We start from the raw sequence: 23,353 nt of genomic DNA on the forward strand, positions 1-23,353 counted from the left end.
AGTATATGCGAAAGCCCGCGCCCCTGGCGGAGGCGCGGCTTTTTTCACTGCGGCACGGGCGGCTCAGGCGGCGCGCTGGCTTTGTTTCGGCCGCAGATTCTGGTTCATGCGGAACAGGTTCAGCGGGTCATAGCGCTGCTTGATCTCCAGAAGCCGCTGGTAATTGCCGCCATAGGCCGCTTCCACCCGGTCGACCTCGTCCTCAGGCATGAAGTTCACATAGGCTGTGCCGGCAGAATAGGGTTTGGCCGCCTCATAGAGGCTGCGCGCCCAACCGATGCAGGCCCTATCCATTGCCGGTTCGCGCCAGCGGGCATGAACATTCATGACGAAGTGCGAGCTGCGTTGTGGAAACGCCGTCGCGTTCTGCTCCACACGGCCCGCCGCACCGCCGACATGGCCGATGAATATCTCGCATTCCGGACCAGGAAGCTCACGTATCGCTTCGGTGACGATCTCAACTGCCCTGTCGGGAAGCTGGGTGAAGTCATGGCTCTTCCAGTAGTTGCGGGCGCCGGGGGTAAGCAATGGGTCGAATGCCTGCTGCCAGCCGGTGAACGGGTTGGGGCCGACGACATCGGCAATCGGCGAGCCGATGGCGCGAAGCTTCTTGGTCGCCTTTTCACCTGCCTGGAGATCGCCGCAATAGCACATGGCCAGCACCAGAACATCCTTGCCATGCCACTCGGCCGGCAGGAAGGGCAGCGGCGGCGCTTGCCGCATCACCACCCAGCAGGTCAGTTCGTCGGGCGCCGTTTCGAGCGCCTTGCGATACTCCTCCAGCACCTTCTCGGCATCGGCGAAAGGATGGACGACAAGCCCCGACAGAACTTGCGGACCCATCTGGTGGAGCTGAAACTCGAATGCCGTGACAATGCCGAAATTGCCGCCGCCGCCACGCAGCGCCCAGAACAGGTCCGGATTTTCCGTCTGGCTGGCGCGCAGCAACTTGCCGTCGGCGGTGACCACATCGGCGGAGACAAGATTGTCGATGGTCAGGCCGAATTTGCGGGTGATCCAGCCAAAGCCACCGCCCAGAGTCAGGCCTGATATGCCGGTGGTCGAATTGATGCCGGTCGGCACCGCCAGCCCGAAGGCCTGCGTTTCGCGGTCGACATCGGCGAGCGTGGCGCCGGGTCCGACCCATGCCCGCCGTGCGGCGGGATCGACCCGCACCGACTTCATCGGCGACAAATCGATCATCAGACCGCCATCGCAGACAGCGCTGCCGGCAATGTTGTGGCCGCCGCCGCGCACGGAGACGAGAAGCCTGTTTTCCCTGGCGAAATTCACGGCACGGATGACGTCGGAGGCGCCGACGCAACACACGATCAGCCCGGGCCGCCGGTCGACCGTGGCATTCCACACGGTGCGGGCTTCGTTGTAGGCAGCGTCCCCCTGCTGCAGCAGTGTGCCGCGCAATTGTGCCGAAAGCGCTTCTATTGCCTCGGCGTCGACTGTCGTCTTGCCGCGATCAAGCGTGGTGAGGCTCATGGTGTTCATGGTTTCCTCCCGATTTGCTTATGAGCCGTTCTCCCTCAAACGCCTTTAATTCTGCTCTTATATTAGGTGCCGCGCAAGTTGGAGCAGCTGACGGGAACGGCGCATGGCGGACAAAAATCCTGGCGTGGATGTCACACCAGCAAGCGCTCGCTCGTCATGGGATCGGCACCAACAGAAGGAAGCCAACCATGACCGCAAAAATCGACCTCTTCGCCGCCGCCCCTTCGCTGATGAAGAACTGGCAGCGCTCCTCGATCGAGCTCTCCGCCGCCGCCAGCCTCGAGCACAGCCTCACCGAACTGGTGAAACTGCGTGCATCGCAGATCAATGGCTGCGCCAACTGCATCAATCTCCACGCCACCGAGGCGCGCGAGAATGGGGAAACCGAGCAGCGCATCTACCTTTTGCCGGCCTGGCGCGAGGCCCCCTGCTACAGCGACCGCGAACGCGCCGCGCTTGGCTGGACCGAGGCGCTTACTCGGCTTTCGGAAGACACCGGCCGCGCAGGCGCCTATGAAGAGCTGAAGGCGCATTTCACGGAGGAGGAGCAGATCAAGCTCACCCTGACGATCAACATCATCAACGCCTGGAACCGCATCGCTGTCGGTTTTGGCCTGTATGCCGACCCGGCTGCCGTGAAGGCCGCCCGGGTGGCCGCGGCCTGATGACGAGCTCAGCGGCCGACGATGCGGCAGCGGACTTCGGCCCGCTGCGCCCCAAGCTCATGCGTGTCGCCTACCGCATGCTGGGTTCGGTGTCGGACGCCGAGGATGCCGTACAGGAGGCTTTCATCCGCTGGATGAAGGCCGACCGCGCCGCGGTGCGCGAGCCCGAGGCATTCCTGCGCCGCACGGTGACGCGGCTCTGTCTCGACCAGCTCAAATCCGCGCGGCACAAACGCGAGACCTATGTCGGCCCCTGGCTTCCCGATCCCGTGGTGGAGGAGGACGAAGTGGAAGACGTGACCTTGCCGCTGATGCTGGTGCTGGAGCGCCTGTCTCCGCTCGAGCGGGCGGCCTTTCTGCTGCACGACGTGTTCGGCCTGGGGTTTGACGAGGTCGCGGCCGCCATCGAGCGCGACCCGGCGGCCTGCCGCCAGCTCGCGGCACGGGCACGCGGCCATGTCCGCGAGGCCCGGCCGCGTTTCACGGTGGAAAGGCAACGGGGCCTCGAGCTTGCCGAGGCCTTTTTCACGGCTTCGCGCAGCGGCGACATGAAGGCGCTTGGCGCCATGTTGAGCGCCGATGTCATCGCCCATGCCGACGGCGGCGGCAAGCGTCCGGCAGCCGCGGAGCCGGCCCTGGGTTTCGATGCCGTCATGAAGCAATACGAGCGTGTCGCGGCCTGGTTGCGCACGCGTGGCTCGAAACTTGTCCGCGTCGGTTTCATCAACGGCTTGCCGGGTTCGTCACCCTGGAAGCCGATGGCGAACTCCAGACCACCGCACTCGACATCGAGGACGGCAAGATCGCGGCCATCTATGTCGTGCGCAACCCCGATAAGCTCAGGCACCTACATTAAGCTACAAACTCCTCAGGCCAGCCCGAACTTCTCCACGGCGCGCATGATGCCACGCAGTTCGGCGAGGCCTTTCAGCCGGCCGATCAGCGAATATCCGGGATTGATCTTCTTCTTGCCGATGTCGTCGGCGAGCAGGTGGCCATGGTCCGGCCGCATCGGAATACGCCAGTCGGCACGGCCCTCCTTGCGCCGGCGTGCCTCCTCCTGCATCAGAGCCAGGATGACATGCGCCATGTCGGTGCCGCCCTCGAGATGCTCGGCTTCGTAGAACGAGCCGTCCTCCTCGATGGTGATGTTGCGCAGGTGGACGAAATGGATGCGGTCGGCGAATTCCTTGACCATGGCGACGATGTCGTTGTCGGCGCGCGTGCCGTAGGAGCCGGTGCAGAAGGTCAGGCCATTGGCCAGGCTGTCGACGGCGTTGAGGATGAACCGTGCATCCTGCCCGGTCGATACGACGCGCGGCAAGCCATAGAGCGAAAAGGGCGGGTCGTCGGGATGGATGCACATGCGCACCCCTTCCTCTTCCGCGACCGGAATGATCTCGCGCAGGAACCAGGCGAGGTTGTCGCGCAACTCGTTCGGCCCGATCCCATCATATTCCGCTAAAGCCTCGCGGAAACTGTCGCGGTCATATTTGCGCTCGGTTGCCGGGAGGCCGGCAATGAGGTTGCGCTCGATCTGGTCGATCTGCTCTGCCGTCAGGGCCTTCAGCCGCTTCTCGGCCTCAGCGATACGCGCCGGTGTATAGCTGGCGGCGCCGTTCTTGCGCTGCAGTACGAAGAGATCATAGGCGGCAAAGTCGATGGCATCGAAGCGCAAGGCATAGCCGGTTGTCGGCAGGCGATACATGAGGTCGGTGCGCGTCCAGTCCACCACCGGCATGAAATTGTAGCAGATCGTCTTGATGCCGGCCTTGGCGAGCGTGCGGATGCTGTCGCGATAGTAGCCGGCATAGCGCTCGCGTTCAGGTGCGCCGATCTTGAAGGAATTGTGGACCGGGATGCTTTCGACCACCGACCATGTCAGGCCGGCGGCCTCGATGATGCGCTTTCGCTCGAGCACATCGGTTTCGGGCCAGGCCCTGCCATCGTAGATATGATGGAGCGCCGAAACCACGCCGGTGGCGCCAGCCTGCTTGACATGTTCAAGCGTCACCGGGTCATCCGGACCATACCAGCGCCAGCACTGTTCCATTGCCACTTTCCTTTTTGCGAGAGACCGGCAACCTATTGTTTGACTACGATGAGTGTCAAACTCAGAACCAGGTTTTTCGATAGCGCATGAAGGAGCTCCCGCGATGAAGGATTTCGACGGCAAGGTGGCATTGGTGACAGGGACGACCGGCATCGCGCTCGCCACCGCAAGACGGCTGGCGCAGGGGGGTGCGGCGATCATCGCCTGCGGCATCGACCGGGCCGCCAATGCCGCCATGCAGGAGAGCCTTGCCAAGGCCGGAGCGGACGCGCTGGTGCAAACGGTCGACGTCTCCGTTTCCGATCAGGTGCGCGACGCGGTTGCGGCCGGCGTCGCGAAATTCGGCGGCATCGACGTCATCGTCAATTCCGCCGCGGTCCATCCCTACGGCACGGCGACGACGACCGATTGGGAAACCTGGAACCGGGCGATGACGGTCAATGTCGGATCGATCTACCTGACCGCCCATTTCGGCATCCCGGAAATGATCAAGCGCGGCGGCGGCGCCATCGTCAACGTCGCTTCGGTGCAAGGCTTCGCCTGCCAGCAGAACGTCGCCGCCTATGCCACGACCAAGGGCGCCATCCATACGCTGACCCGCTCGCTGGCGCTCGACTACGCGGCATCAGGCATAAGGGTCAATTCGGTCAGCCCGGGCTCGATCCGCACGCCGATCCTGGAAAAAGCCGCGCGCGGCGACAGTGGCAGCGATGCCGATGTCGAAGAGGCCTACAGGCGCTTCGGCGCGGCGCATCCGCTTGGCCGCATCGGCGAGCCGGAAGAGGTGGCGGAACTCATCGCTTTCCTGTGCTCGTCCAAGGCCGGCTTCTGCACCGGCGCCGACTACAAGATCGATGGCGGCCTGACCGCCGGCATCGGCGTGAAGTAGACGATCGACCGAACCTTTTGGCAAAACTCAAAGACTGGCGGCGCACCGTCACTCGCTAAGACAGGTGCGCCCACACCCTCTTGTCCGTCATATGCATCGCAGCAGCCGTCATCTTCTGGCTCTAATCAATGAGCCCTGAGCCTAGCGTTTATCGTCGGATATTTTCTTGGCGGCGTTGACGTCGAAGTAATCACGCCAGGCTACGATGTGATCGCCCTCCACTTCGAATATGCCCATCAACTTGACGGCGGCGATTTCGCTGCCATCAGAGCGTACAAAACGATCCAGTCGCTCGGTCAACACGCGATTTCCGTCTGCCGCGATAGCAAGCATGTCAAAATGGACTGCCGCGATGCTCGGGGATCTATTGGGTCGTTCTAAAAATGCGATTGCCTCTTCAATGCCAGTAGTGCTCGAAATACCTTCATTGACCCAAACTGTCTTGGGCGTGAAATATCGCCTAATGGCGACCTTGCCATCATCCTCTGAGATAGCAGCGGAGAAGGCGGTGACGATTTCGATGGGCGTTGGCATTCTACTGTCCTCTATCTTGTTAGAATTGTCGCCCGGCTGAGCCAAAGCAACAGTGGAAAACATCGCAGCGACCGGGTTATGAGCGCATGCTTCATCTGAGCAGCCTCCAGCCTCCATGCAGAAGATTTGGCGTCAGCGAAGCCAACCAGCGTGGTCGGGGTTTTCGTAAATATTCGGAATGATGACCCATCTCCGCGTCCAGCGCGTCGTTCGCAAGCCGGCGTCTCAGCCGGCGGAGAACTTCTGGACGGCGGTAACGTCGAAATAGTCCCGCCACTCGACGATCTTGTCGCCTTCGAGCTCGAAGATGCCCATGATCATCACGCGTCCGATTTCACTGCCGTTGGCACGCTCGAACCGGTCGAGCCTTTCGGTGAGAACGCGAGATCCGTCGGCCGCAATCGCGAGCATGTCGATATGGACCGTGGAGATGCCTATCGACGTCTCCAGTTCGTCGATCATGGCAATGGCCTCTTCGGCGCCCTTTGTGACTGAAATGCCTTCGTTGACCCAGCGCGTGTTGGGTGTGAACCAGCGACGCACGGCTGGTCTTCCGCCGTCTTCAACGAATGTGGCGCAGAAAGCTGATACAGTTTCGATCGGGGTGGGCATGGCAGCTTCTCCTAGATGATTTAGAAGCCTTATGGCCTCGGTGTTGAGCCTGAAAATAGGCATTGAACCGTGACGCCACGATGCCGGATTTTCCGCTACAATTGCCTGATTTTCCGGAATGCTTGATAACTCTGGGCAATCGAGTCAAGATGCCTTGATGAGCGAACTCGACAAGATCCGCGCCATCGCAGTGCGTCACGCTGGGCGTAAAAGCCTTCAACTGCCGCGACTGTTCGCTTACACACTCGACCATACAACCGAGATCGACCCGCTGATCTACGATCCTGCGGCGTCCCTGGTGATCCAGGGAACTCAGCGCATGTTTATAGGCGACAAGATGTTTGAGTACGGTCCTGGTCAAAGCATGATCGTCGCGGCTGAGATCGCTGCGTTGGGTCAGATCTGTGAGGCGTCAGAGGATCAACCGTTTCTCGCAGTCGGTCTGTTTTTGGACCCGGCCCTGCTGTCGGATCTCGTACTTGAAATGGCCGCGATACCAGAGTTGCCGATTGGGTCGGGATACGGGGTTAGCACCGCGAGCGCGTCGCTTCTGGGCGCTTGGGGAAGACTACTGGAATTACTCGATCGCCCAACCGAAATCCCGGTCATGGCTCAGTCTCTGGAGCACGAGCTCATGTTTCGGCTGCTGATGGGACCGCACGGCGGCCTGCTCCGTCAGATTGCCGGATCTGACTCGCGCCTGATGCACATCCGAAAGGCCATGGCTTGGATCCGCGACCATTACACCGAGCGCCTCAATTTCAAGGCGGTCGCTGCGCTCACGGGCATGAGCGTATCCGTTTTTTACGACCGCTTTAAAGCCGTCGCTGCCGTCAGCCCGCTTCAGTATCAGAAATATATCCGGCTCCACGAGGCCCGCCGCCGCATGATCGCAAACCAAGGAGGTGCAGCCGAGGTGGGGTTCGCGGTCGGCTACGAAAGCGCCTCGCAATTCAGCCGCGAGTACAAGCGTCTCTTTGGAGCGCCGCCGGGTCAGGACACCGAGAAAGCGAAGGCAGGCTTGGGGGGCATTGATCCGCCAAGATCGCTTGGTGCTCGGCCAGACCGCGTCCTTTGACGTCGTAGGCGGCGACGATGCTCCGGGCACGGCTTGGAGGGATGCGCGACTCCACTACGAGTTCGTCAACTAGCTTTCATCGCAGGCTCGGTGCTCAAAGGTTGCGGACCGCAGCGTCCGCAAGGTGATCGAATAGCGATGCTCGGCTAGCGGCGGGATGCTGTGCTCCCATTCGCTGCGCGAAGGACCAGTCATGAGATAGGCCGACCTTGGCTCGACGGCGATGGTCCGGCGTTCCCATTTGTCGCCGCTCTTTCGCCGCATCCGGAAGCTGCAGGGCGCCAGCAGGGAGACGCCAACGACATCTTCGAAATGCGGCTTGTCGCGATGCCAGCCGATACCGGCGCCAGGCCGGTATTCATTGATCAGCACCTGAGCGAAGGCCTCGACAGGCCGGCGCGCAAAGGCTGCGACCCTCTCGCGCACGGGCAGCAGGAAATCAGGGATCGGCGCCGCCTCGACGACTTCGCGCCGGTCATAATCGTAGCGCAGGCCAAACCCGACGACACGCCGGTTTGCAAGATGGCCATGGAAATCGAACGCCTCGAACGGCAGTCCCGCAAGATGCCGGGCAAGCTCTGTCTCTTCCTGCGGCGTGATCAATCCGGGCTGGTAGGCAAAACCCTCGGGCAGGTCCTCAGCAGCCCCAAAGAGATCATGCTGGAATGCCGGAGTGTGGCCGGTGGCTTTCAATTTGAGTGACGACATGCCGCGTAGATGGTGAAGGCTGGACGGCAAGGCAATATCGAGCCGCTCTTCCGTGCGTGACACCGGTGGCAATGGCAAGGAACCGCACCATGTCTGGCGGAGCAGTCGGGTGCCAAAATGGTCGGACGTCACGCCTTCTTGTTCTGCTCCACAGGCGCCTGGTCCGGCGCCGGTTCCCAACCAAAGACACTGCGGCCGCCCAGCAGGTGCGACTGGTCGAATTCGCCAGCGACGATTTCCTTCAGGCTGGGGCCGGTGACGTATCGCTCGACCTGCCGCGACTGATCGTCTAGCCGCTTCAGCGCGCCGATCTCTTCTTCGCGGCCAAGCTTGGCCTTGTGCACGGCCGACTTCAGCACGCCGATCGTCTCGTCATAGACCTTGAGCGGAACAGGGAACGGGTGCCTGTCCTTGCCGCCATGCGCCAACGAGAAACGGCCGGGATCCGAAAAACGGCACGGCGCGCCATGCACCACTTCTGCGACCAAGGCCAGCGCGCGCACCGTGCGCGCGCCTACGCCGGGAACCAGGAGAAGCTCGGAAAAATCCTCCGGGCCGCGTTCGGCGGCGGCCGCCATGTTTCCATGCAGGCGGCGCATGACGACATCGCTTTCGCGAACATCGTGGTGGGCCGGCATGACCAGATGCGGCAGCAGCGGCTGCTCCGGAGCCGGTGCGGTGTTGGGATGCAAAGCAGCGAATTCCCGCAGGATGCGGTCCGGCCCAAGGTCCTGTAACAGATCCAGCTGTCCTTGGCGCGAGGCCTCGGCACGATGATCGGTCAGGTTGACGATCTCACCCTGGTTGGCGCCTTCGATGGCGGCATGCGGCTGATCGACGAAACTCTTCAGACCTTCGGACAGCCAATGGTAGCGGCGTGCCACCTTGCTGTCGCCGTTCATGCCTTGCTGCACCACCACCCAGTCGCCGTCATCGGTGACGATGAAGCCGTGCAGATAGAGGTCGAAGCCGTCCTGAACGGCGGCACTGTCCACCTTGGCGACGAGCCGGCTGACGGTTGCCAGGCGCGCTCCGTCGAAGCCAATGCGCTCGCCGATGGCAGCCAACTCATGCGGGGTTTTGCGCGAATGGGCGCCACGGCCGCCGCAGACATGAATGCCGAGCTCACCCGACAGCGGCGTCAGGCCGCGCTTCAGGGCGCCGACGACGCTGGTCGTGATGCCGGACGAGTGCCAGTCCATGCCCATGACGGCGCCGAAGGACTGGAACCAGAACGGATGGGCCAGGCGCCGAAGCAATTCGTTGCGGCCATAATGATGGATGATCGCCTCGCACATCACGGCGCCAAGGCGCGTCATCCGGTCACCCAGCCATTTCGGCACGCGTCCGCCGTGAAGTGGAAGATCAGCACTGCCCGATCGTTGCGCCACGCCTGTTGCCTGTTCCGGTGTTTGTCCACACAGATAGGCATACCAGGCTGCGCAGGAAAGCTTTGAATGCTAACGCTCGAATTGGCCGCAGCGCTTCCCGCTATCTCACCACGCGTTTTTCGAGCTTGCGGGCCAAAGTGCGCCGGTGCAGGCCAAGCCGACGCGCGGTTTCGGAGATGTTGAAGCCGGTCTCGACGAGCGTTTCGTGGATGCGCTCCCATTCGAGGTTCTTGATCGACGTGGGACGATTGCTGACGGAAACCGAAACATCGCCCTCGGCCCGACCGAAGGCGGCTTCGATGTCATCGGTGTTGGCGGGCTTGGCCAGGTAATGGCATGCGCCAAGCTTTATCGCCTCGACCGCCGTGGCGATGCTGGCAAAGCCGGTCAGCACGACGATCCTCATCGAAGTGTCGCGGGCGCTGAGCAGTTTGACGCATTCCAGCCCGGAGCCGCCGGCGCCAAGTTTGAGATCGACGACGGCGTAGGCCGGAACCGCTGTTTCGAGGGCGCGAACCAAGTCTTCCCTGCCGTGGCAGACCACGACGTCGTAGTCGCGCTTTTCGAAGGAGCGCTTCAGCGTTTTCGCGAAGGTGGCGTCGTCCTCGACGATAAACAGGGATCGATCAGGCTTCATGATCATCTCCATCGGTCAGCGCCGCGAGCGGCAGCGAGAGCGTAACACATGCCCCCTGCTCCATGTTACGCGCCGAAAAGTCGCCTCCCAGCTTTCGAACCACGTTCACCACGAGGAAAAGACCAAGGCCGCCGCCCGGCCGTCCCTTGCTCGACATATAGGGCTGGCCGAGTGCGGCCAGAATACCCTCGTCAAAACCCGGGCCGCGGTCGCGCACGGCAATCACCAGTTTCTCGCCCTGCCGTTCGGCGGTAACGCCGACCCAATCGGGCGATGCTTCCTGGGCGTTGTCGAACACGTTGAAGATGACCTGCTTCAGCGCCGTGTCGGACACGATCTGCTCGTCGGGTTCGAAATCGTTGCTGTAGTCAAGATTGAGCGGCTGGCGGCTGACGCGCCATTCCATCACGAGATCGTCGAGGAAATGGCGGATGCTGGTGCGGATCGTGCCTTCGCCCCGGGCCTGCCCCGAAGACATCAGGATGCCCGACACGATGCTTTTGCAGCGTTCGATCTGCGCCTGCATCTCGGCGACGTCGCCGGCCAGTTCGCGGTTGCGGGTAACGCTGCGCATCTGGCGCCAGTCGGAGAGGATGACCGAGATGGTCGAGAGTGGCGTGCCCAGCTCGTGCGCGGCGCCCGAGGCGAGCAGCCCCATGCGCACAATGTGGTCCTCCTCGGCCGAGTGCTGGCGCAGATCGGCGAGATAGGCGTCGCGTTCGCGCAGATTGCGGTTGATGCGCGTCATGAAGATCACGATCAGGCCGGCCGCCAGCACGAAGCAGATGAACATGCCCCTGATATGCAGGGCCAACAGGTCGCTGCCGCCGTGATGCGGGATCGCGATCGGCTGAAACTGGAAGGTGAGGAACACGAAGCAGGCCGAAGCCGCGGCCACCAGGCTCCAGGTCGACCAGGGTGTCAGCAGCGCGGCGCCAAGGGTGATCTGCAGCAGGTAGAGCGACACGAACGGGTTCGAGGCACCGCCGCTCAGGTAAAGCTGGGTCGTCAGCGCCGCCATGTCGAAGATCAGCGCGACGAAGAGCTGCGCGTTGCTGATCGGGCGCTGGCCGCGCGAAGCGAGCAGGCTGAAGATGTTCAGCCCAACCAGGAAAAGCACGACGCTGGCCATCTCCGGCAGCGGCAGCGGGATATCGAACCAGTATTCCGTCACCAGAATGGTCAGCACCTGACCCGCCACCGCCAGCCAACGCAGCTGGATGAGCAGGAGCAGGTTCTTCCTGCTCGCGGCGTCGGGATCCAAGACCGTGCCGCCGTTACCCGCAAGGGATACCGCGAAGGATTTGTCGTTGCGAAGCGTTTGGGTCGGGACGCTCATCGTGCCTGTCCTCGCCGCCAGCGGCGGCCGATGATCGGCGCGGCCAGGGCTGCGGCGAGCATCGCAGCGAGCGTGAACCACGTCAAAGCATAGACCATGTGGCTGTTGCGGAAAGTCACGACGGTCAGGCCGCCGCGCGGCCACCCATCCACGCCGGATGCTTCCGCATCGACGAAATAGGGGGCGACGTTGTTTGTCAGGCCGCGTGCGGTTGCGATGGCGGCGACGTCGCGCGAATACCAGCGATTGCCCGCGACATCGTTGTTGCGCAGGAAGCCACCGCCGGGCTGGCTCATGCGCAACAGCCCGTCAATGACGGTCGACGAAGCGAAGCCGCCGCTCTCTTGTTCGAACTCGGCCTTGCGCTCCTGGGGAATGAAGCCGCGATTGACCAGCACGACGAAGCCACGATCGGTCCGCATCGGCGTCAACACCCAATAACCGCCGCCAAGCTCCGTCACCGCCTGCACCAGCGTGTTGGCGCCGCCAAGAAGGCGACCGGTCAATCGCACATGGCTGTACTCGTAGCCGGTCGTCGTCATCCCGTTCCAACTCTCTGGACCAGGCGCATCGGCAACAGCAGCATGGATGCGCTGGTCGACGCGGGCGATCAGGTCGAGCTTCCAGACCCGCCTTTCCAGCTGCCAGATGCCGAGCCCGAGAAACACCAGCACGCCGAGGAGCCCGAGCAGTGCGAGGAAAAGCCGCGACGCGGGCGATCTGCCGGCGTCCTTTCGTGGCTCGGCACGCAAGCGGCTGGCAGTCTGCCCGATCTGTGCTTCGGCAGTGGTCCTCCCCGCGCCCGGCGCCGGGCTCATGGCATCTCGCGCATGTCGTGAAGCCCCGGCATCATGTTGGCGTTGAGGTGGTACATCACCCAGAGCGAGCCGGTCAGCACGATGACGACCAGGATCAGCGTGAAGATCAGCGCCAGCATCGACCAGCCGCCTTCCGAGGCGGTGTTCATATGCAGGAAGAAGACCATGTGGACGACGATCTGCACCACCGCGAAGGCCATGATGACGATGGCCGTGGCCTGCTTGTTGTCGATGGCGCCGCTCATGACCAGCCAGAACGGAATGGCGGTCAGGATCACCGACAGGACGAAGCCGATCAGATAACCCCTGAACGATCCGTGCGCGGCGCCGCCATGGGCGTGGCCGTGACCGTCGGCATGATCATGAGCGCTCATCGCAACATTCCCATCAGATAGACGAAGGTGAAGACGCCGATCCAGACGACGTCGAGGAAATGCCAGAACATCGAGAGGCACATCAGCCGGCGGCGATTGGCCTCGGTGAGGCCGAACCGGGCGACCTGCGTCATCAGCGTGACCAACCAGACCGTGCCGAAGGTGACGTGCAGGCCGTGCGTTCCGACCAGCGTAAAGAAGGATGACAGGAAGGCGCTGCGCTGTGGCGTGGCGCCTTCATGGATCATGTGCGAGAATTCGTAGAGTTCGATCGACAGGAAGGCTAGGCCGAACAGGCCGGTCACGGCAAGCCAGGCTTGCGTCGCCGCGACGCGGCCCTTGTCCATGGTCAGCATGGCAAAGCCATAGGTGATCGAGGACAAAAGCAGCATGGTGGTGTTGACGGCCACCAGGTCGAGATCGAAGAGATCCTTCGGCGCCGGACCCGCGGCGTAGTTGCCGCCGAGCACGCCATAGGCCGCGAACAGCATGGCGAAGATCAGGCAGTCGCTCATCAGATAGAGCCAGAAGCCAAGCATGGTGCTGCTGCCTTCGGCATGCGCATGCTCTTCTTCCAGATGGAAGACCGGTTCAGTGCCGGCCATGGTTGCTGTCGATGCCATGCTCAAACCCTAGCCCTGGGCGGCGAGGAGCGTCGTCCTCGCCTCCTCCGTCTGCGTGACCTCGGCAGCCGGAATGTGGAAGTCTCTGATATAGTTGAAGGTGTGGCCGATCGCGGTGGCGATCAGGCAGACGAAGCTCAACGCGGCCAGCCACCAGATGTACCAGATCAGGCCGAAACCGAGCGCCACGCTGAAGGCGGCCAGGATGACACCGGTGCCGGTGTTGCTGGGCATATGGATCGGCTTGAAGCCCGAGAGCGGCCTGATGTAGCCGGCCTTCTTCATGTCCCACCAGGCGTCGTTGTCGCGCACCACAGGCGTGAAGGCGAAGTTGTAGGCGGGCGGCGGCGAGGAGGTCGACCATTCGAGCGTGCGGCCGTCCCAGGGATCGCCGGTCGGATCGGTCAGCGCCTCGCGCTTGCGGATGGAAACGAAGATCTGGATCAGGAAGGCGGCGATGCCGAAGGCGATCAGCACCGCGCCGAAGGCGGCGATGACGAACCAGATCTGCAGCGAGGGATCGTCGAAGACGCGCATGCGTCGTGTCACGCCCATCAGGCCGAGAATGTAGAGCGGCATGAAGGCGAACCAGAAGCCGACCACCCAGCACCAGAACGAGACCTTGCCCCAGAACGGATCGAGCTTGAAGCCGAAGGCCTTGGGCCACCAGTAGGCGATGCCGGCGAACAGGCCGAACAGCACGCCGCCGATGATGACGTTATGGAAATGCGCGATCAGGAACAGGCTGTTGTGCAGCACGAAGTCCGCCGGCGGCACGGCAAGCAGCACGCCGGTCATGCCGCCGACGACGAAGGTCAGCATGAAGGCCATCGTCCACATCATCGGCAGTTCGAAGCGGATCCGGCCGCGATACATTGTGAACAGCCAGTTGAAGATCTTCGCTCCGGTCGGGATCGATATGATCATCGTCGTGATGCCGAAGAAGGAATTGACGCTGGCGCCGGAGCCCATGGTGAAGAAGTGGTGCAGCCAGACCAGGTACGACAGGATGGTGATGACCACCGTGGCGTAGACCATCGAGGTGTAGCCGAACAGGCGCTTGCCGGAGAAGGTCGAGGTGACCTCGGAAAAGACGCCGAACAGCGGCAGGATGAGGATGTAGACTTCCGGGTGACCCCATATCCAGATGAGGTTCACATACATCATCGGGTTGCCGCCGAAGTCGTTGGTGAAGAAGTTGGTGCCGACATAGCGGTCGAGCGCCAGCAGCGAGAGCACCGCCGTCAGCACCGGGAAGGACGCCACGATCAGCACGTTGGTGCACAGCGACGTCCAGGTGAAGACAGGCATGCGCATCATCGTCACGCCCGGCGCGCGCATCTTGATGATCGTGCAGATCAGGTTGATGCCCGACAGCGTCGTGCCGACGCCCGCCACCTGCAGCGCCCATATGTAATAATCGACGCCGACGTCGGGACTGTAGCCGATGCCGGAGAGCGGCGGATAGGCGAGCCAGCCGGTGCGGGCGAATTCACCGACGAACAGCGAGGCCATGACCAGGATCGCGCCGCCGACCGTCATCCAGAAGCTGAAATTGTTGAGGAAGGGGAAGGAGACGTCACGCGCGCCGATCTGCAGCGGCACGACAAAGTTCATCAGCCCGGTGACGAAGGGCATCGCCACGAAGAAGATCATGATCACGCCATGCGCCGTGAAGATCTGGTCGTAGTGATGCGAATTGAGATAACCCTCGGAGCCGTTGAAGGCGATGGCCTGCTGCAGGCGCATCATGATGGCGTCGGAGAAGCCGCGCAGCAGCATGACCAGACCGAGCACCATGTACATGATGCCGATCTTCTTGTGGTCGACGCTGGTGAACCACTCGCGCCACAGGTAACCCCACAGCTTGAAATAGGTGATGACGCCGAGAAGGGCGATACCGCCGAGCGCCACCGCGACGAAGGTGGCGACGACGATCGGCTCGTGCAGCGGCAGCGAGTCCAAGGTGAGACGGCCGAAGATGAATTTGGTCAGCGTGTCGGGCATCTTCTGTCTCTCACAATTCGCGCCGCAGCAGGCCGAGCGACGGCGTATCCGCCTCGGCGCGACGGCTCTCGGTCCCGGGCCTGAGCAGCCCCGCCCCGCGCAGCGGGGAAGATTCCTGGCCGGCCAATCCGTCGGCGTGGCATTGCTGGCAGCGCGCGCCGCAGCAGCCGCCTCCTCCGCCGTGCAGATGCTGGCGACATAGGACGGATCGTTGCCGAACACCGCGCCGCGCCGGGCGAGCTTGTCATATTGCAGCGGCAGCGTGTTGCGCACACCCGCAAGACCGAGGCCGCCCTTGGCGTCGATCGACATCATCTCGTTCATGCACATCTTGCCGCGCTCGACGCACAGATTGAGAATGGCGCCGTAAAGGTCGGGATCGACGGAGGCATAGTGGCGTACCGGCTCGTTCTCGCTCGGCTTTTCGAGTTCGAGATAGGTCTCGCGGCTGAGCGCCGCCGACGCGGTCCTGGCCTGCGCCACCCACTGCTCGAAAGCCTGGTCGGACAGGCCGTGGAAGGCGAAGCGCATGCCGGAAAAACCGGCGCCGCTGTAATTGGCCGAGAAGCCGCTATAGGTGCCCGGCCGGTTGATGACGGCGTGCAGCTTCGTCTCCATCGCCGGCATGGCATAGATCTGCCCGGCAAGGGCTGGAATGTAGAAGGAATTCATCACCGCCGACGAGGTGATGCGGAAGTCGATCGGCTGGTTGACCGGCGCCGCCAGTTCGTTGACGGAGGCGATGCCGTAGTCGGGATAGATGAAGAGCCATTTCCAGTCGAGCGCCACGACCTCGACCCGGAGCGGCTTGTGCAACTGGGTAACGGGCTGGCCGGGCTCGATGCGGTCGATGCGGCGGTACGGGTCGAGCAGATGCGTGCCGAGCCAGGTCAGCGCGCCAAGGCAGATGATGATGAGCAGGGGCGCCGCCCAGATCACCAGTTCCAGCTTCGTCGAATGATCCCAGTCCGGCGCATAGGTCGCCGAGGCGTTGGACTGCCGGTAGCGCCAGGCGAAGAAGACAGTCAGCGCCATGACCGGGACGATGATGACCAACATCAGCAGGGTCGAGACCACGAGCAGGTCGCGCTGCTGGGCCGCGACATCGCCGGCGGGTGCCAGTACGACCAGATCGCAGCCGCTCAACAGCCCGGCCAGGGGAAACAGAAGCAAGGCTCCAAATCGTTTCATCAAACGCTGCCCTCGATGGACCGCCGCAACCGTTCATGTTGCAGTGCGGTATCGATCAAGGGCTACTGCCCGCGGCGCTGTGGTAACATTGGACAATTTGTCCAATGCCCAGCCGGCATGCCTTTGGCGCAGTGTGCAGTGCACAATGAAACCCTTGGGGAATCCCCAGAATTGGGTCCCGGACAGTTCATTCCACGCGGTGGCGACGGATAAGATGGCTCAGACTTCGACTGCCGAAACGAACAGCGAGCTGATCGGCTCGCATCATGGCCAGGTCAGCGCCGGTGATATCGCGGTCGGCGTGATCGTCGGCAGGACGTCGGAATTCTTCGACTTCTTCGTCTATGCAATCGCGTCCGTCATCGTGTTTCCCAAGCTGGTGTTTCCGACGCACGATCCGCTTGTCGGCACGCTCTATTCCTTCTGCATCTTCGCGCTGGCCTTCGTCGCGCGCCCGTTCGGCTCGGTGCTGTTCATGGCCATCGACCGCGCCTATGGCCGCGGCGCGAAACTGACGATCGCGCTGTTCCTGCTCGGCACTTCGACCGTCGCCATCGCGTTTCTGCCGGCCTATGGCGACATCGGCGCGGTCGCGGTGTGGCTTCTGGCGCTTGCCCGCATCGGACAGGGGCTGGCGCTCGGCGGAACATGGGACGGGCTGCCCTCGCTGCTGGCGCTGAACGCGCCGCAGAACCGGCGCGGCTTCTATGCCATGATCCCGCAGCTGGGCGCACCGATCGGCCTCATTGTGGCCAGCGCCCTCTTCGCCTTCTTCGTCGCCAATCTGTCGGCCGACGATTTCTTCTCCTGGGGCTGGCGCTATCCCTTCTTCGTCGCCTTCGCCATCAATGTCGTGGCACTGTTCGCCCGGCTGCGGATTGTCGTCACGCCCGAATTCTCGAAACTGTATGAGAGCGGCGACCTGCAGCCGACGCGCATCAGGGACACGATCCGGGCCGAGGGTCACAACGTCGTCATCGGCGCCTTCGCGCCGCTGGCAAGTTTCGCCCTGTTCCATATGGTGACGGTGTTTCCGCTTTCCTGGGTGTTCCTGTTCACCAATGAGGGGCCGGCACGCTTCCTGATGATCGAGGCGGTGAGCGCGCTGTTCGGCATCGCGGCCATCGTCGCATCGGGCCCGCTGGCCGATCGCGTCGGACGCCGTGCGCTGCTCGGCGGTTCGGCAATCGCCATCGCCACATTCAGCGGCTTTGCCCCCCAGCTTCTGGATGGCGGCGCCGTTGGCGAAGCGCTGTTCATGGTGCTGGGCTTCATCCTGCTGGGGCTGAGCTTTGGGCAATCGTCGGGCGTTGTCGCATCGAGCTTCTCCCGGCAGTATCGCTATACCGGCTCGGCGATCACCTCGGATCTGGCATGGATGTTCGGCGCCGGCTTCGCGCCGCTCGCAGCCCTGCTGCTCGCCGGCAATTTCGGCCTCATCGCCGCCGGTGCCTATCTGCTCTCAGGTGCTGCCTGCACATTGCTTGCGCTGTGGATCGACGGGCGCCGCCCGGCCGCGGACCGTCAGCCCGACTGATCGGCCAGTTCGCTATTACGGGGAGTGCGGCCGACGGCACGGGCGATCTGGGCCGCATTGCTATGCTCGCCTACCTGCCCCATTCGGCATTCGTATTTTCCCCAGAACCACAAAAATGGAATGGAGCACCCTGCCGGCCAACCGGCCAGCAGCTAATATTCGACATTGCCTCGGGACCATGCAGGAAGCCTACAAATGTCTGCGCAAGCTGCGAATGTCGTCAGTCTGGATGCCTTCCGTCATGCCCGCAATGCACAGCATTCGACGCGTTCGCCGGAGGCACCGCTCATGATGCCCGGTGCGCCGGTCGCCTGGGTGCCGGTCTGGTTCATGCCGGTCTATTGGGTCGGTACGCCGTCGACGCTGAATTGACATCGCCGTGGCGGACGCCTTTTCGAATGTCATCGAACTTGCCGACAGCGGGGACGCCGCCAGTGAACTGCCGCAGGTCCTGGGACGCAATCTGCGCAGGCTGAGAACTCGGCAAGGCCATTCGCTCGAACGGTTGGCCAAGCTGTCGGGTGTCAGCCGCGCCATGCTCGGCCAGATCGAGACCGGCCGAAGCGCTCCCAGCATCAGCCTGTTGTGGAAGATCACGACGGCTCTGGGCGTTCCCTTCGCGACATTGCTCGACAGTCAGAAGGTGCAAGGAACCTTGGTCCTGCGCCGCCAGCATGCGAAAATCCTGACGTCGGTCGACGGCAAATTCACATCGCGGGCCTTGTTTCCTTTCGACGCGGAACGGAAGGTCGAGTTCTACGAGTTGCGCTTTGCGGCCGGACACACCGAAAACGCCGAGGCGCATGCTCCAGGCACGATCGAGAACATCATCCTGGCCAAGGGCCAACTCGAGATCCGGGCGGGCCAGGAGGCGCCGCATCACCTGTCCGAAGGCGATGCCATCCTGTTCGAAGCGGATGTCCCGCACAGCTACAGGAATACCGGCGACAGCGAGACCATCGCCTACCTCGTCATGACTTATGTCGAGGCCGTCGGATAAACAAAAGGGGCCGGCGAGCCGACCCCCTTCAAAGACAAAGCGGTGGCGATCAGGCCATCGAGCCCATCATCATCATGCCGCCGCACATCATCATCATCGGCATGCCGGCGCCGTTCATGGCCATCATGCGCTTGCAGCATTCCATGAACATGTCCTTCGAGGCGTCGTTCATCGGGGTCATTTCGCAGACCATGCCGGTGGCGGTCATCTTGCAGGTCATCATGCACATCATCGCGGGCATCATGCCCTGCATCGGCATCCCGCCCATCATCATCGGGTTCATCTGCATGCCGCCCATCATCGGGTTCATGCCGTTCATCATCGGCATCATGCCATTCATCATCGGGCTCATCATCATCGGCATCATATTGTTCATCATCGGCATCGGCATCGGCTGCATCTGCATTGCGGGATTCATGATCTGCTCCGTCTGGTTGAGAGACGTCCCGCAGCGGCAGGCCGTCGATGGCGGAGCTCTACGCCGCGAAATCCCGCTTCGACAACATCAATTCCGGAGCGCACGTCGCTTTCCTCCGCTACAACGGAGGAAATGTCCGTGGCATTGGAAAAACGCCCTTCAGCCGACGCTTCCCATGCTCAATATGCCTTCCAATTGAGCATCGATTACCCGGATTCACTGCGGAATTGGCACGGGATTTTGCCAAACGGGGTCGCCGTAGAAACCGTCCATGACGCTCGACACGCTTCGCTCGACACGATTATTGCGCGACCCGCACGATGAGCTTGCCAAAGTTCTTGCCTTCGAGAAGCCCGAGGAAAGCCTGCGGCGCATTCTCCAGGCCATCGACGATATCTTCCCTGTAGCGGACCTGGCCGGACGCGATCCACCCGGCCATCTCGCGATAGAAGGCCGGGCGCTGGTCGACAAATTCGCGCTGGATGAAGCCCCTGATCGTCAGGCTGCGGTGAAGCACCTGCTGCATCAGCGTCGGCAGCCGGTCGGTACCGGAAGCAGCGACGGTGTTGTATTGCGCGATCAAGCCGCAGACAGGCACGCGCGCGAACTCGTTCAGCAGGGGAAACACCGCATCCCAGACAGGACCGCCGACATTCTCGAAATAGACGTCGATGCCATCCGGGCAGGCCGCCTTCAACTGCTCGGCGAAATTCTCGGCCCGGTGATCGACGACCGCGTCGAAGCCGAGCTCGTGGCGCACGAAGGCGCATTTGTCGGCGCCGCCGGCGATGCCAACGGCGCGCGCGCCCTTGATACGTGCGATCTGGCCGACAGCCGAGCCGACCGCGCCACTGGCCGCCGCCACGACCACAGTCTCGCCGGCCTTTGGCTGGCCTATCGTGAGCAGGCCCGCATAGGCGGTGAAGCCCGGCATGCCGAGCACGCCAAGCGCGGTGGTGACGGGTGTCGCCACAGGGTCGAGCTTGCGCAAGCCGACCCCGTCGGACAGGGCGAAATCCTGCCATCCCGAGTGGGACAGCACGATATCGCCTTCAGCGAAATCGGCATGGCGGGATCTGACGACACGCGCAACGGTGCCGCCTTCCATCACGCCGTCGATCTCGACCGGCTTGGCGTAGGATCTGGCGGCGTTCATACGGCCGCGCATATAGGGGTCGAGCGACAGATAGAGGATCTGCAACAGCAATTCGCCCTCGCCCGGTTCGGCGATCCCGACGGACTCGATGCGGAAATCGCTCGGCTTCGGCCGGCCTTGCGGTCGCGCCGCCAGCACGATGCGGGTGTTCGTCCCAGTCGACATTGGGTGCTCCCTTCGAACGACGTTCTACGCGAAGATCCTATCGTATGGCGAGGCACATTGGTGATCGGCTCAAGGTCGCCGGGCAACACCGATCCAGTCTAGCCGCGCGGCGGGGATGAGGCCGTAATTGTAGAAATTGATGCCATCGACATCGGATGCCAGCGCAGGCTTCACCTTGGCCGCAAGCATGTCGGGGCCGGCCATTTCCGGATAGAACAACCGATAGCCGGCGCCGAGGAATTTTTCCGCGCCGAGTGCTGCCCGGCCGGCCGCTATCAGGCTCGCGACATCGGCGACCTGCATGTCGTAGGCACACAGGATCGCCCCGTCGCAGACCTTGCCCAGTGCCGCCAGATCGCAGCCGCCAAGCCAGCCGTCCTTCAAGTCGATGATGACGACGGCCGTCCTGGGGTCAGCAACCTCGCGCAATTCCGCAACCAGGCTGGTCACCGGCTCGAACCGCCACTCGAGATAGGCATGAAGTTCCGGCCAGGGTCGGAATGTCTCGAGGCCGCTCGCCGGAAAATTTGGAAACCGCCGTTGCGGCACCGCGCGCTCGCAGGTCTGCGTGATCCATTGCGTGACCAATTTGCGCGCCGGCTCGCCATCTATTCCCGCGCCGGCGCCACGGGCCAGGCAGGACGAGCAGAAGCACAAAGACAGCAGAAAATCGTCTTCAGGCGTCAGCCCGACACCATCCTTCTCGTGATGGTATTCGTGGGCGAAGCCCATGAAGGACGGGCTCTCGAGCTCGATCCTGTCCGGCCTGTAGCTGTGCGAGATATCGGCGACCAACGCACGGACATAGGCGCGCGCATCCGGATGCGAGGGACAAAGATTGTAGTAATTGGCATCGCCAAAGGCGTTGCGGGTGACGGCCTGCGGATGGAGCATGCCGAGGCGCGTATTGTGCAGGCAGACCGTCCAGCAGGAAACGCCGAGCCCGCCAGCCTCACGCCTGCGGACGAGGTCGCCAAGCACATCGCCGCCCTCGGCGATCACGTCCGCGACCTTGGGCTGGATGGCAAGGCCGTCCCATCGCGCCGCGGTCGGCTTGAACAGATCGTGCCGTCCTCGGGAAAATAGGCTTTGCGGCGCGGGCTGCGCGGCTGCAGGAAGCGGCCGGCATGGTAGGAAGTGGCGAGGCTGATCATGTTGAGCCCGGCGCGCTCGGCGAGATCGCGCTCGACAGTTTCCAGGCCCAGGTCCTGGACATCCCAGGGGTAGGTCCACATGGACAATTGTTGCATGGAATCCTCGTGGATGTTTTGCGGAACTATTCTGTCAGCGCTCGACCGGCTCGGCGACCTGCATGAGGCAGTCGCCCGCCTCGCACATCGTATGCAGCCGGCGCGAAAGCACGATGCCGCCTTCGGCGAAATGCAGGGCTTCCTCGACGAGATCGAGCCGTTCGAGGTCGTGATACCAGCCGGCCACTTGTCCGGCGTCGACGCTGTCCCCCAGCCTGACGGCGGGTTCGAACCAGCCGCGACGGGTGGCGTAGATGCCCTGACTGTGCCGCGACAGCGAAAGCAGCCGCGTCGGCGCCGAAGGCTTTGACGCTGGCCCGAGAACCGGCGCGTCGACCACGCCCAGCGCCATCATCAGACTGTCGAGCGCACGCGCCGTGATCGCCATCGTATCGACGGTGGCGGTACCGCCGCCGCCGAACTCGCCGCTGACGCCGATGGCGCCGGCACGCCGTGCCGCGCCCATGGAGGTCGGCGAAGCCTCACCATTGTCCGCGACGAAGCCGTACGGCATGCCGAGCGTGCGCATCAGTTCCAACCCGCGGCCGTGGCGGACGGGATCGGTGTTGCGCTCGACCAGCGCAGTCGGCAGATGTTCCATCGAGGTGCCGCCCGAATGGATGTCGAAGACGACGTCATGACGAGGGAAGAGTTCGCTCTCCAGGAAATTTGCCAGCCGGCTTGTCGGCGTGCCCGACGGATCGCCCGGGAAAGCGCGGTTGAGATTGCCGCCGTCGAGCGGCGAGCAGCGTTTGGCTGCCATCACCGCCGGCACATTGGCCATCGGCAGGATGGTAATGCGGCCCCTGATCCGCTTCGGATCGAGCCGGCGCAGCAGCCTGGCCAGCGACAGCTCGCCCTCGTATTCGTCACCGTGATTGCCGGCCATCAAAAGCAGCGACGGGCCGTCGCCGTTGCGGATCAGGCAGATCGGCACCTTGATCTGGTAATAGGGCGAGCGGTCGATCGAGAACGGAATGCTGAGATGGCCTGATGTCTTGCCATCGCGGTCGAAGTCGAGCGTGTGGACGAGGCCGGTATGCATGGTTCAGACCGCCGCCACCGCGGTGACTTCAATGCGCAGGTCAGGGTCGGCGAGACGCGCCTCGACGCAGGCGCGCGCCGGCAGGCGTTCGGGATCGACCCAGGCGTCGTAGATGCTGTTCATGGCATTGAAATCGCCGATCTGCGGCAGGAAGATGTTGACCGCCACCAGCTTCGACTTGCTGGTGCCGGCCTCAGCGAGGAGCGCGTCGATCTTGGCCAGCACATCGCTGGTCTGGGCTTCGATACCGGCCTTGCGGTTGTCGGGCACCTGGCCGGCTATGTGCACGAGGCCGCCATAGACGACCGCCTGCGACATGCGGGAGCCGGACTGGAAATACTTGATCATATCGCATCCTTT

The 23,353-nt window shown here is 62.9% G+C and carries 22 protein-coding genes and 3 pseudogenes; 7 read left to right on the forward strand and 18 right to left on the reverse strand.

What is annotated here, in order from left to right; translation table 11 throughout:
- Positions 1–63: 63 nt before the first annotated feature.
- Entirely contained in the window at positions 64–1,503 is a 1,440-nt protein-coding gene (locus tag AC0V8S_RS33230) for an FAD-binding oxidoreductase (RefSeq protein WP_475435790.1), read from the reverse strand.
- Between the two features lie 188 nt (positions 1,504–1,691).
- On the opposite strand from AC0V8S_RS33230, the gene AC0V8S_RS33235 reads away from it, so the two are divergent.
- Together AC0V8S_RS33235 and AC0V8S_RS33240 are read left to right on the forward strand one after the other, a co-directional pair.
- Entirely contained in the window at positions 1,692–2,168 is a 477-nt protein-coding gene (locus tag AC0V8S_RS33235) for a carboxymuconolactone decarboxylase family protein (RefSeq protein WP_064989205.1), read from the forward strand.
- Positions 2,168–3,024: pseudogene (locus AC0V8S_RS33240) on the forward strand (sigma-70 family RNA polymerase sigma factor). The gene AC0V8S_RS33235 and the pseudogene AC0V8S_RS33240 overlap by 1 nt, the downstream one beginning before the upstream one ends.
- 12 nt (positions 3,025–3,036) lie before the next feature.
- Here AC0V8S_RS33240 and uxuA read toward each other — a convergent pair.
- Complete coding sequence (gene uxuA / locus AC0V8S_RS33245) at positions 3,037–4,221, reverse strand: mannonate dehydratase (protein ID WP_475435792.1); 1,185 nt, start codon at positions 4,219–4,221, stop codon at positions 3,037–3,039.
- 103 nt (positions 4,222–4,324) lie between these two features.
- Here uxuA and AC0V8S_RS33250 point away from each other — a divergent pair, with 103 nt between their 5' ends.
- Entirely contained in the window at positions 4,325–5,110 is a 786-nt protein-coding gene (locus AC0V8S_RS33250; protein WP_475435794.1) for an SDR family NAD(P)-dependent oxidoreductase, read from the forward strand.
- A gap of 141 nt (positions 5,111–5,251) precedes the next feature.
- On the opposite strand, the gene AC0V8S_RS33255 is transcribed toward AC0V8S_RS33250, so the two are convergent.
- Together AC0V8S_RS33255 and AC0V8S_RS33260 are read right to left on the reverse strand one after the other, a co-directional pair.
- Entirely contained in the window at positions 5,252–5,644 is a 393-nt protein-coding gene (locus AC0V8S_RS33255; RefSeq protein ID WP_475435796.1) for a limonene-1,2-epoxide hydrolase, read from the reverse strand.
- Positions 5,645–5,869: 225 nt separating this feature from the next.
- Entirely contained in the window at positions 5,870–6,256 is a 387-nt protein-coding gene (locus tag AC0V8S_RS33260) for a limonene-1,2-epoxide hydrolase (protein ID WP_475435798.1), read from the reverse strand.
- 157 nt (positions 6,257–6,413) lie between these two features.
- On the opposite strand from AC0V8S_RS33260, the gene AC0V8S_RS33265 reads away from it, so the two are divergent.
- On the forward strand, positions 6,414–7,334 hold the full coding sequence (locus tag AC0V8S_RS33265) for an AraC family transcriptional regulator (protein ID WP_475435800.1): 921 nt from the start codon (positions 6,414–6,416) through the stop codon (positions 7,332–7,334).
- Positions 7,335–7,403: 69 nt separating this feature from the next.
- On the opposite strand, the gene AC0V8S_RS33270 is transcribed toward AC0V8S_RS33265, so the two are convergent.
- From AC0V8S_RS33270 to cyoA, 9 genes and pseudogenes are all read right to left on the reverse strand, one after another.
- Complete coding sequence (locus AC0V8S_RS33270; protein WP_475438744.1) at positions 7,404–8,042, reverse strand: alpha-ketoglutarate-dependent dioxygenase AlkB; 639 nt, start codon at positions 8,040–8,042, stop codon at positions 7,404–7,406.
- A gap of 128 nt (positions 8,043–8,170) precedes the next feature.
- Positions 8,171–9,433 (reverse strand): DUF763 domain-containing protein, encoded by a 1,263-nt coding sequence (locus tag AC0V8S_RS33275; RefSeq protein ID WP_475435802.1) that lies wholly within the window; start codon positions 9,431–9,433, stop codon positions 8,171–8,173.
- A 100-nt stretch (positions 9,434–9,533) separates the two neighbouring features.
- On the reverse strand, positions 9,534–10,070 hold the full coding sequence (locus tag AC0V8S_RS33280; protein ID WP_475435804.1) for a response regulator transcription factor: 537 nt from the start codon (positions 10,068–10,070) through the stop codon (positions 9,534–9,536).
- A complete protein-coding gene (locus tag AC0V8S_RS33285; RefSeq protein WP_475435806.1) occupies positions 10,060–11,409 on the reverse strand; it encodes an ATP-binding protein in 1,350 nt (449 codons plus the stop codon). The genes AC0V8S_RS33280 and AC0V8S_RS33285 overlap by 11 nt, the downstream gene beginning before the upstream one ends.
- Entirely contained in the window at positions 11,406–12,227 is an 822-nt protein-coding gene (locus AC0V8S_RS33290; RefSeq protein ID WP_475435808.1) for an SURF1 family protein, read from the reverse strand. Before AC0V8S_RS33290 ends, AC0V8S_RS33285 begins: the two co-directional genes overlap by 4 nt.
- Entirely contained in the window at positions 12,224–12,601 is a 378-nt protein-coding gene (gene cyoD, locus AC0V8S_RS33295; protein ID WP_475435810.1) for a cytochrome o ubiquinol oxidase subunit IV, read from the reverse strand. Before cyoD ends, AC0V8S_RS33290 begins: the two co-directional genes overlap by 4 nt.
- Positions 12,598–13,224, reverse strand: a complete 627-nt coding sequence (gene cyoC, locus AC0V8S_RS33300; protein ID WP_475435812.1) for a cytochrome o ubiquinol oxidase subunit III — start codon at positions 13,222–13,224, stop codon at positions 12,598–12,600. Before cyoC ends, cyoD begins: the two co-directional genes overlap by 4 nt.
- A gap of 9 nt (positions 13,225–13,233) precedes the next feature.
- Complete coding sequence (cyoB, locus tag AC0V8S_RS33305; protein WP_475438745.1) at positions 13,234–15,231, reverse strand: cytochrome o ubiquinol oxidase subunit I; 1,998 nt, start codon at positions 15,229–15,231, stop codon at positions 13,234–13,236.
- A gap of 396 nt (positions 15,232–15,627) precedes the next feature.
- A pseudogene (gene cyoA / locus AC0V8S_RS33310) lies at positions 15,628–16,422 on the reverse strand (ubiquinol oxidase subunit II); the annotation flags it as partial.
- 214 nt (positions 16,423–16,636) lie between these two features.
- Here cyoA and AC0V8S_RS33315 point away from each other — a divergent pair.
- The 3 genes from AC0V8S_RS33315 (at position 16,637) to AC0V8S_RS33325 (ending at position 18,959) form a co-directional block, all read left to right on the forward strand.
- Entirely contained in the window at positions 16,637–17,959 is a 1,323-nt protein-coding gene (locus AC0V8S_RS33315) for an MFS transporter (RefSeq protein ID WP_475435814.1), read from the forward strand.
- 195 nt (positions 17,960–18,154) lie between these two features.
- The gene (locus tag AC0V8S_RS33320; protein ID WP_183456560.1) at positions 18,155–18,331 is read left to right on the forward strand and encodes a hypothetical protein; all 177 of its coding nucleotides are present in this window, start codon (positions 18,155–18,157) and stop codon (positions 18,329–18,331) included.
- 7 nt (positions 18,332–18,338) lie between these two features.
- Positions 18,339–18,959: a helix-turn-helix domain-containing protein gene (locus tag AC0V8S_RS33325; protein ID WP_475435816.1), complete on the forward strand. Its 621-nt coding sequence runs from the start codon at positions 18,339–18,341 to the stop codon at positions 18,957–18,959.
- Positions 18,960–19,008: 49 nt separating this feature from the next.
- Here the strand turns inward: AC0V8S_RS33325 and AC0V8S_RS33330 are convergent, their stop codons facing one another.
- From AC0V8S_RS33330 to AC0V8S_RS33350, 5 genes and pseudogenes are all read right to left on the reverse strand, one after another.
- A complete protein-coding gene (locus AC0V8S_RS33330; protein WP_475435818.1) occupies positions 19,009–19,377 on the reverse strand; it encodes a hypothetical protein in 369 nt (122 codons plus the stop codon).
- Positions 19,378–19,678: 301 nt separating this feature from the next.
- A complete protein-coding gene (locus AC0V8S_RS33335) occupies positions 19,679–20,698 on the reverse strand; it encodes an NADP-dependent oxidoreductase (protein ID WP_183456554.1) in 1,020 nt (339 codons plus the stop codon).
- Positions 20,699–20,767: 69 nt separating this feature from the next.
- A pseudogene (locus tag AC0V8S_RS33340) lies at positions 20,768–21,948 on the reverse strand (hypothetical protein).
- Between the two features lie 34 nt (positions 21,949–21,982).
- Positions 21,983–22,993, reverse strand: a complete 1,011-nt coding sequence (locus AC0V8S_RS33345; RefSeq protein ID WP_475435819.1) for a succinylglutamate desuccinylase/aspartoacylase family protein — start codon at positions 22,991–22,993, stop codon at positions 21,983–21,985.
- A gap of 3 nt (positions 22,994–22,996) precedes the next feature.
- Positions 22,997–23,341, reverse strand: a complete 345-nt coding sequence (locus tag AC0V8S_RS33350) for a RidA family protein (protein ID WP_475435820.1) — start codon at positions 23,339–23,341, stop codon at positions 22,997–22,999.
- Between the last annotated feature and the right edge of the window lie 12 nt (positions 23,342–23,353).

This window comes from Mesorhizobium oxytropidicola (assembly GCF_056174625.1).

Bases quoted from the DNA above. Each gene is read 5' to 3' on its own strand.
- AC0V8S_RS33280 (WP_475435804.1), bottom strand. From the start codon at position 10,070: ATGAAGCCTGATCGATCCCTGTTTATCGTCGAGGACGACGCCACCTTC.
- AC0V8S_RS33320 (WP_183456560.1), top strand. From the start codon at position 18,155: ATGTCTGCGCAAGCTGCGAATGTCGTCAGTCTGGATGCCTTCCGTCAT.
- AC0V8S_RS33330 (WP_475435818.1), bottom strand. From the start codon at position 19,377: ATGAATCCCGCAATGCAGATGCAGCCGATGCCGATGCCGATGATGAAC.
- AC0V8S_RS33285 (WP_475435806.1), bottom strand. From the start codon at position 11,409: ATGAGCGTCCCGACCCAAACGCTTCGCAACGACAAATCCTTCGCGGTA.
- uxuA (WP_475435792.1), bottom strand. From the start codon at position 4,221: ATGGAACAGTGCTGGCGCTGGTATGGTCCGGATGACCCGGTGACGCTT.
- AC0V8S_RS33265 (WP_475435800.1), top strand. From the start codon at position 6,414: ATGAGCGAACTCGACAAGATCCGCGCCATCGCAGTGCGTCACGCTGGG.
- cyoB (WP_475438745.1), bottom strand. From the start codon at position 15,231: ATGCCCGACACGCTGACCAAATTCATCTTCGGCCGTCTCACCTTGGAC.
- AC0V8S_RS33235 (WP_064989205.1), top strand. From the start codon at position 1,692: ATGACCGCAAAAATCGACCTCTTCGCCGCCGCCCCTTCGCTGATGAAG.
- AC0V8S_RS33230 (WP_475435790.1), bottom strand. From the start codon at position 1,503: ATGAACACCATGAGCCTCACCACGCTTGATCGCGGCAAGACGACAGTC.
- AC0V8S_RS33335 (WP_183456554.1), bottom strand. From the start codon at position 20,698: ATGTCGACTGGGACGAACACCCGCATCGTGCTGGCGGCGCGACCGCAA.
- AC0V8S_RS33350 (WP_475435820.1), bottom strand. From the start codon at position 23,341: ATGATCAAGTATTTCCAGTCCGGCTCCCGCATGTCGCAGGCGGTCGTC.
- AC0V8S_RS33250 (WP_475435794.1), top strand. From the start codon at position 4,325: ATGAAGGATTTCGACGGCAAGGTGGCATTGGTGACAGGGACGACCGGC.
- AC0V8S_RS33290 (WP_475435808.1), bottom strand. From the start codon at position 12,227: ATGAGCCCGGCGCCGGGCGCGGGGAGGACCACTGCCGAAGCACAGATC.
- AC0V8S_RS33345 (WP_475435819.1), bottom strand. From the start codon at position 22,993: ATGCATACCGGCCTCGTCCACACGCTCGACTTCGACCGCGATGGCAAG.
- AC0V8S_RS33270 (WP_475438744.1), bottom strand. From the start codon at position 8,042: ATGTCGTCACTCAAATTGAAAGCCACCGGCCACACTCCGGCATTCCAG.
- AC0V8S_RS33255 (WP_475435796.1), bottom strand. From the start codon at position 5,644: ATGCCAACGCCCATCGAAATCGTCACCGCCTTCTCCGCTGCTATCTCA.
- AC0V8S_RS33315 (WP_475435814.1), top strand. From the start codon at position 16,637: ATGGCTCAGACTTCGACTGCCGAAACGAACAGCGAGCTGATCGGCTCG.
- cyoC (WP_475435812.1), bottom strand. From the start codon at position 13,224: ATGGCATCGACAGCAACCATGGCCGGCACTGAACCGGTCTTCCATCTG.
- AC0V8S_RS33260 (WP_475435798.1), bottom strand. From the start codon at position 6,256: ATGCCCACCCCGATCGAAACTGTATCAGCTTTCTGCGCCACATTCGTT.
- cyoD (WP_475435810.1), bottom strand. From the start codon at position 12,601: ATGAGCGCTCATGATCATGCCGACGGTCACGGCCACGCCCATGGCGGC.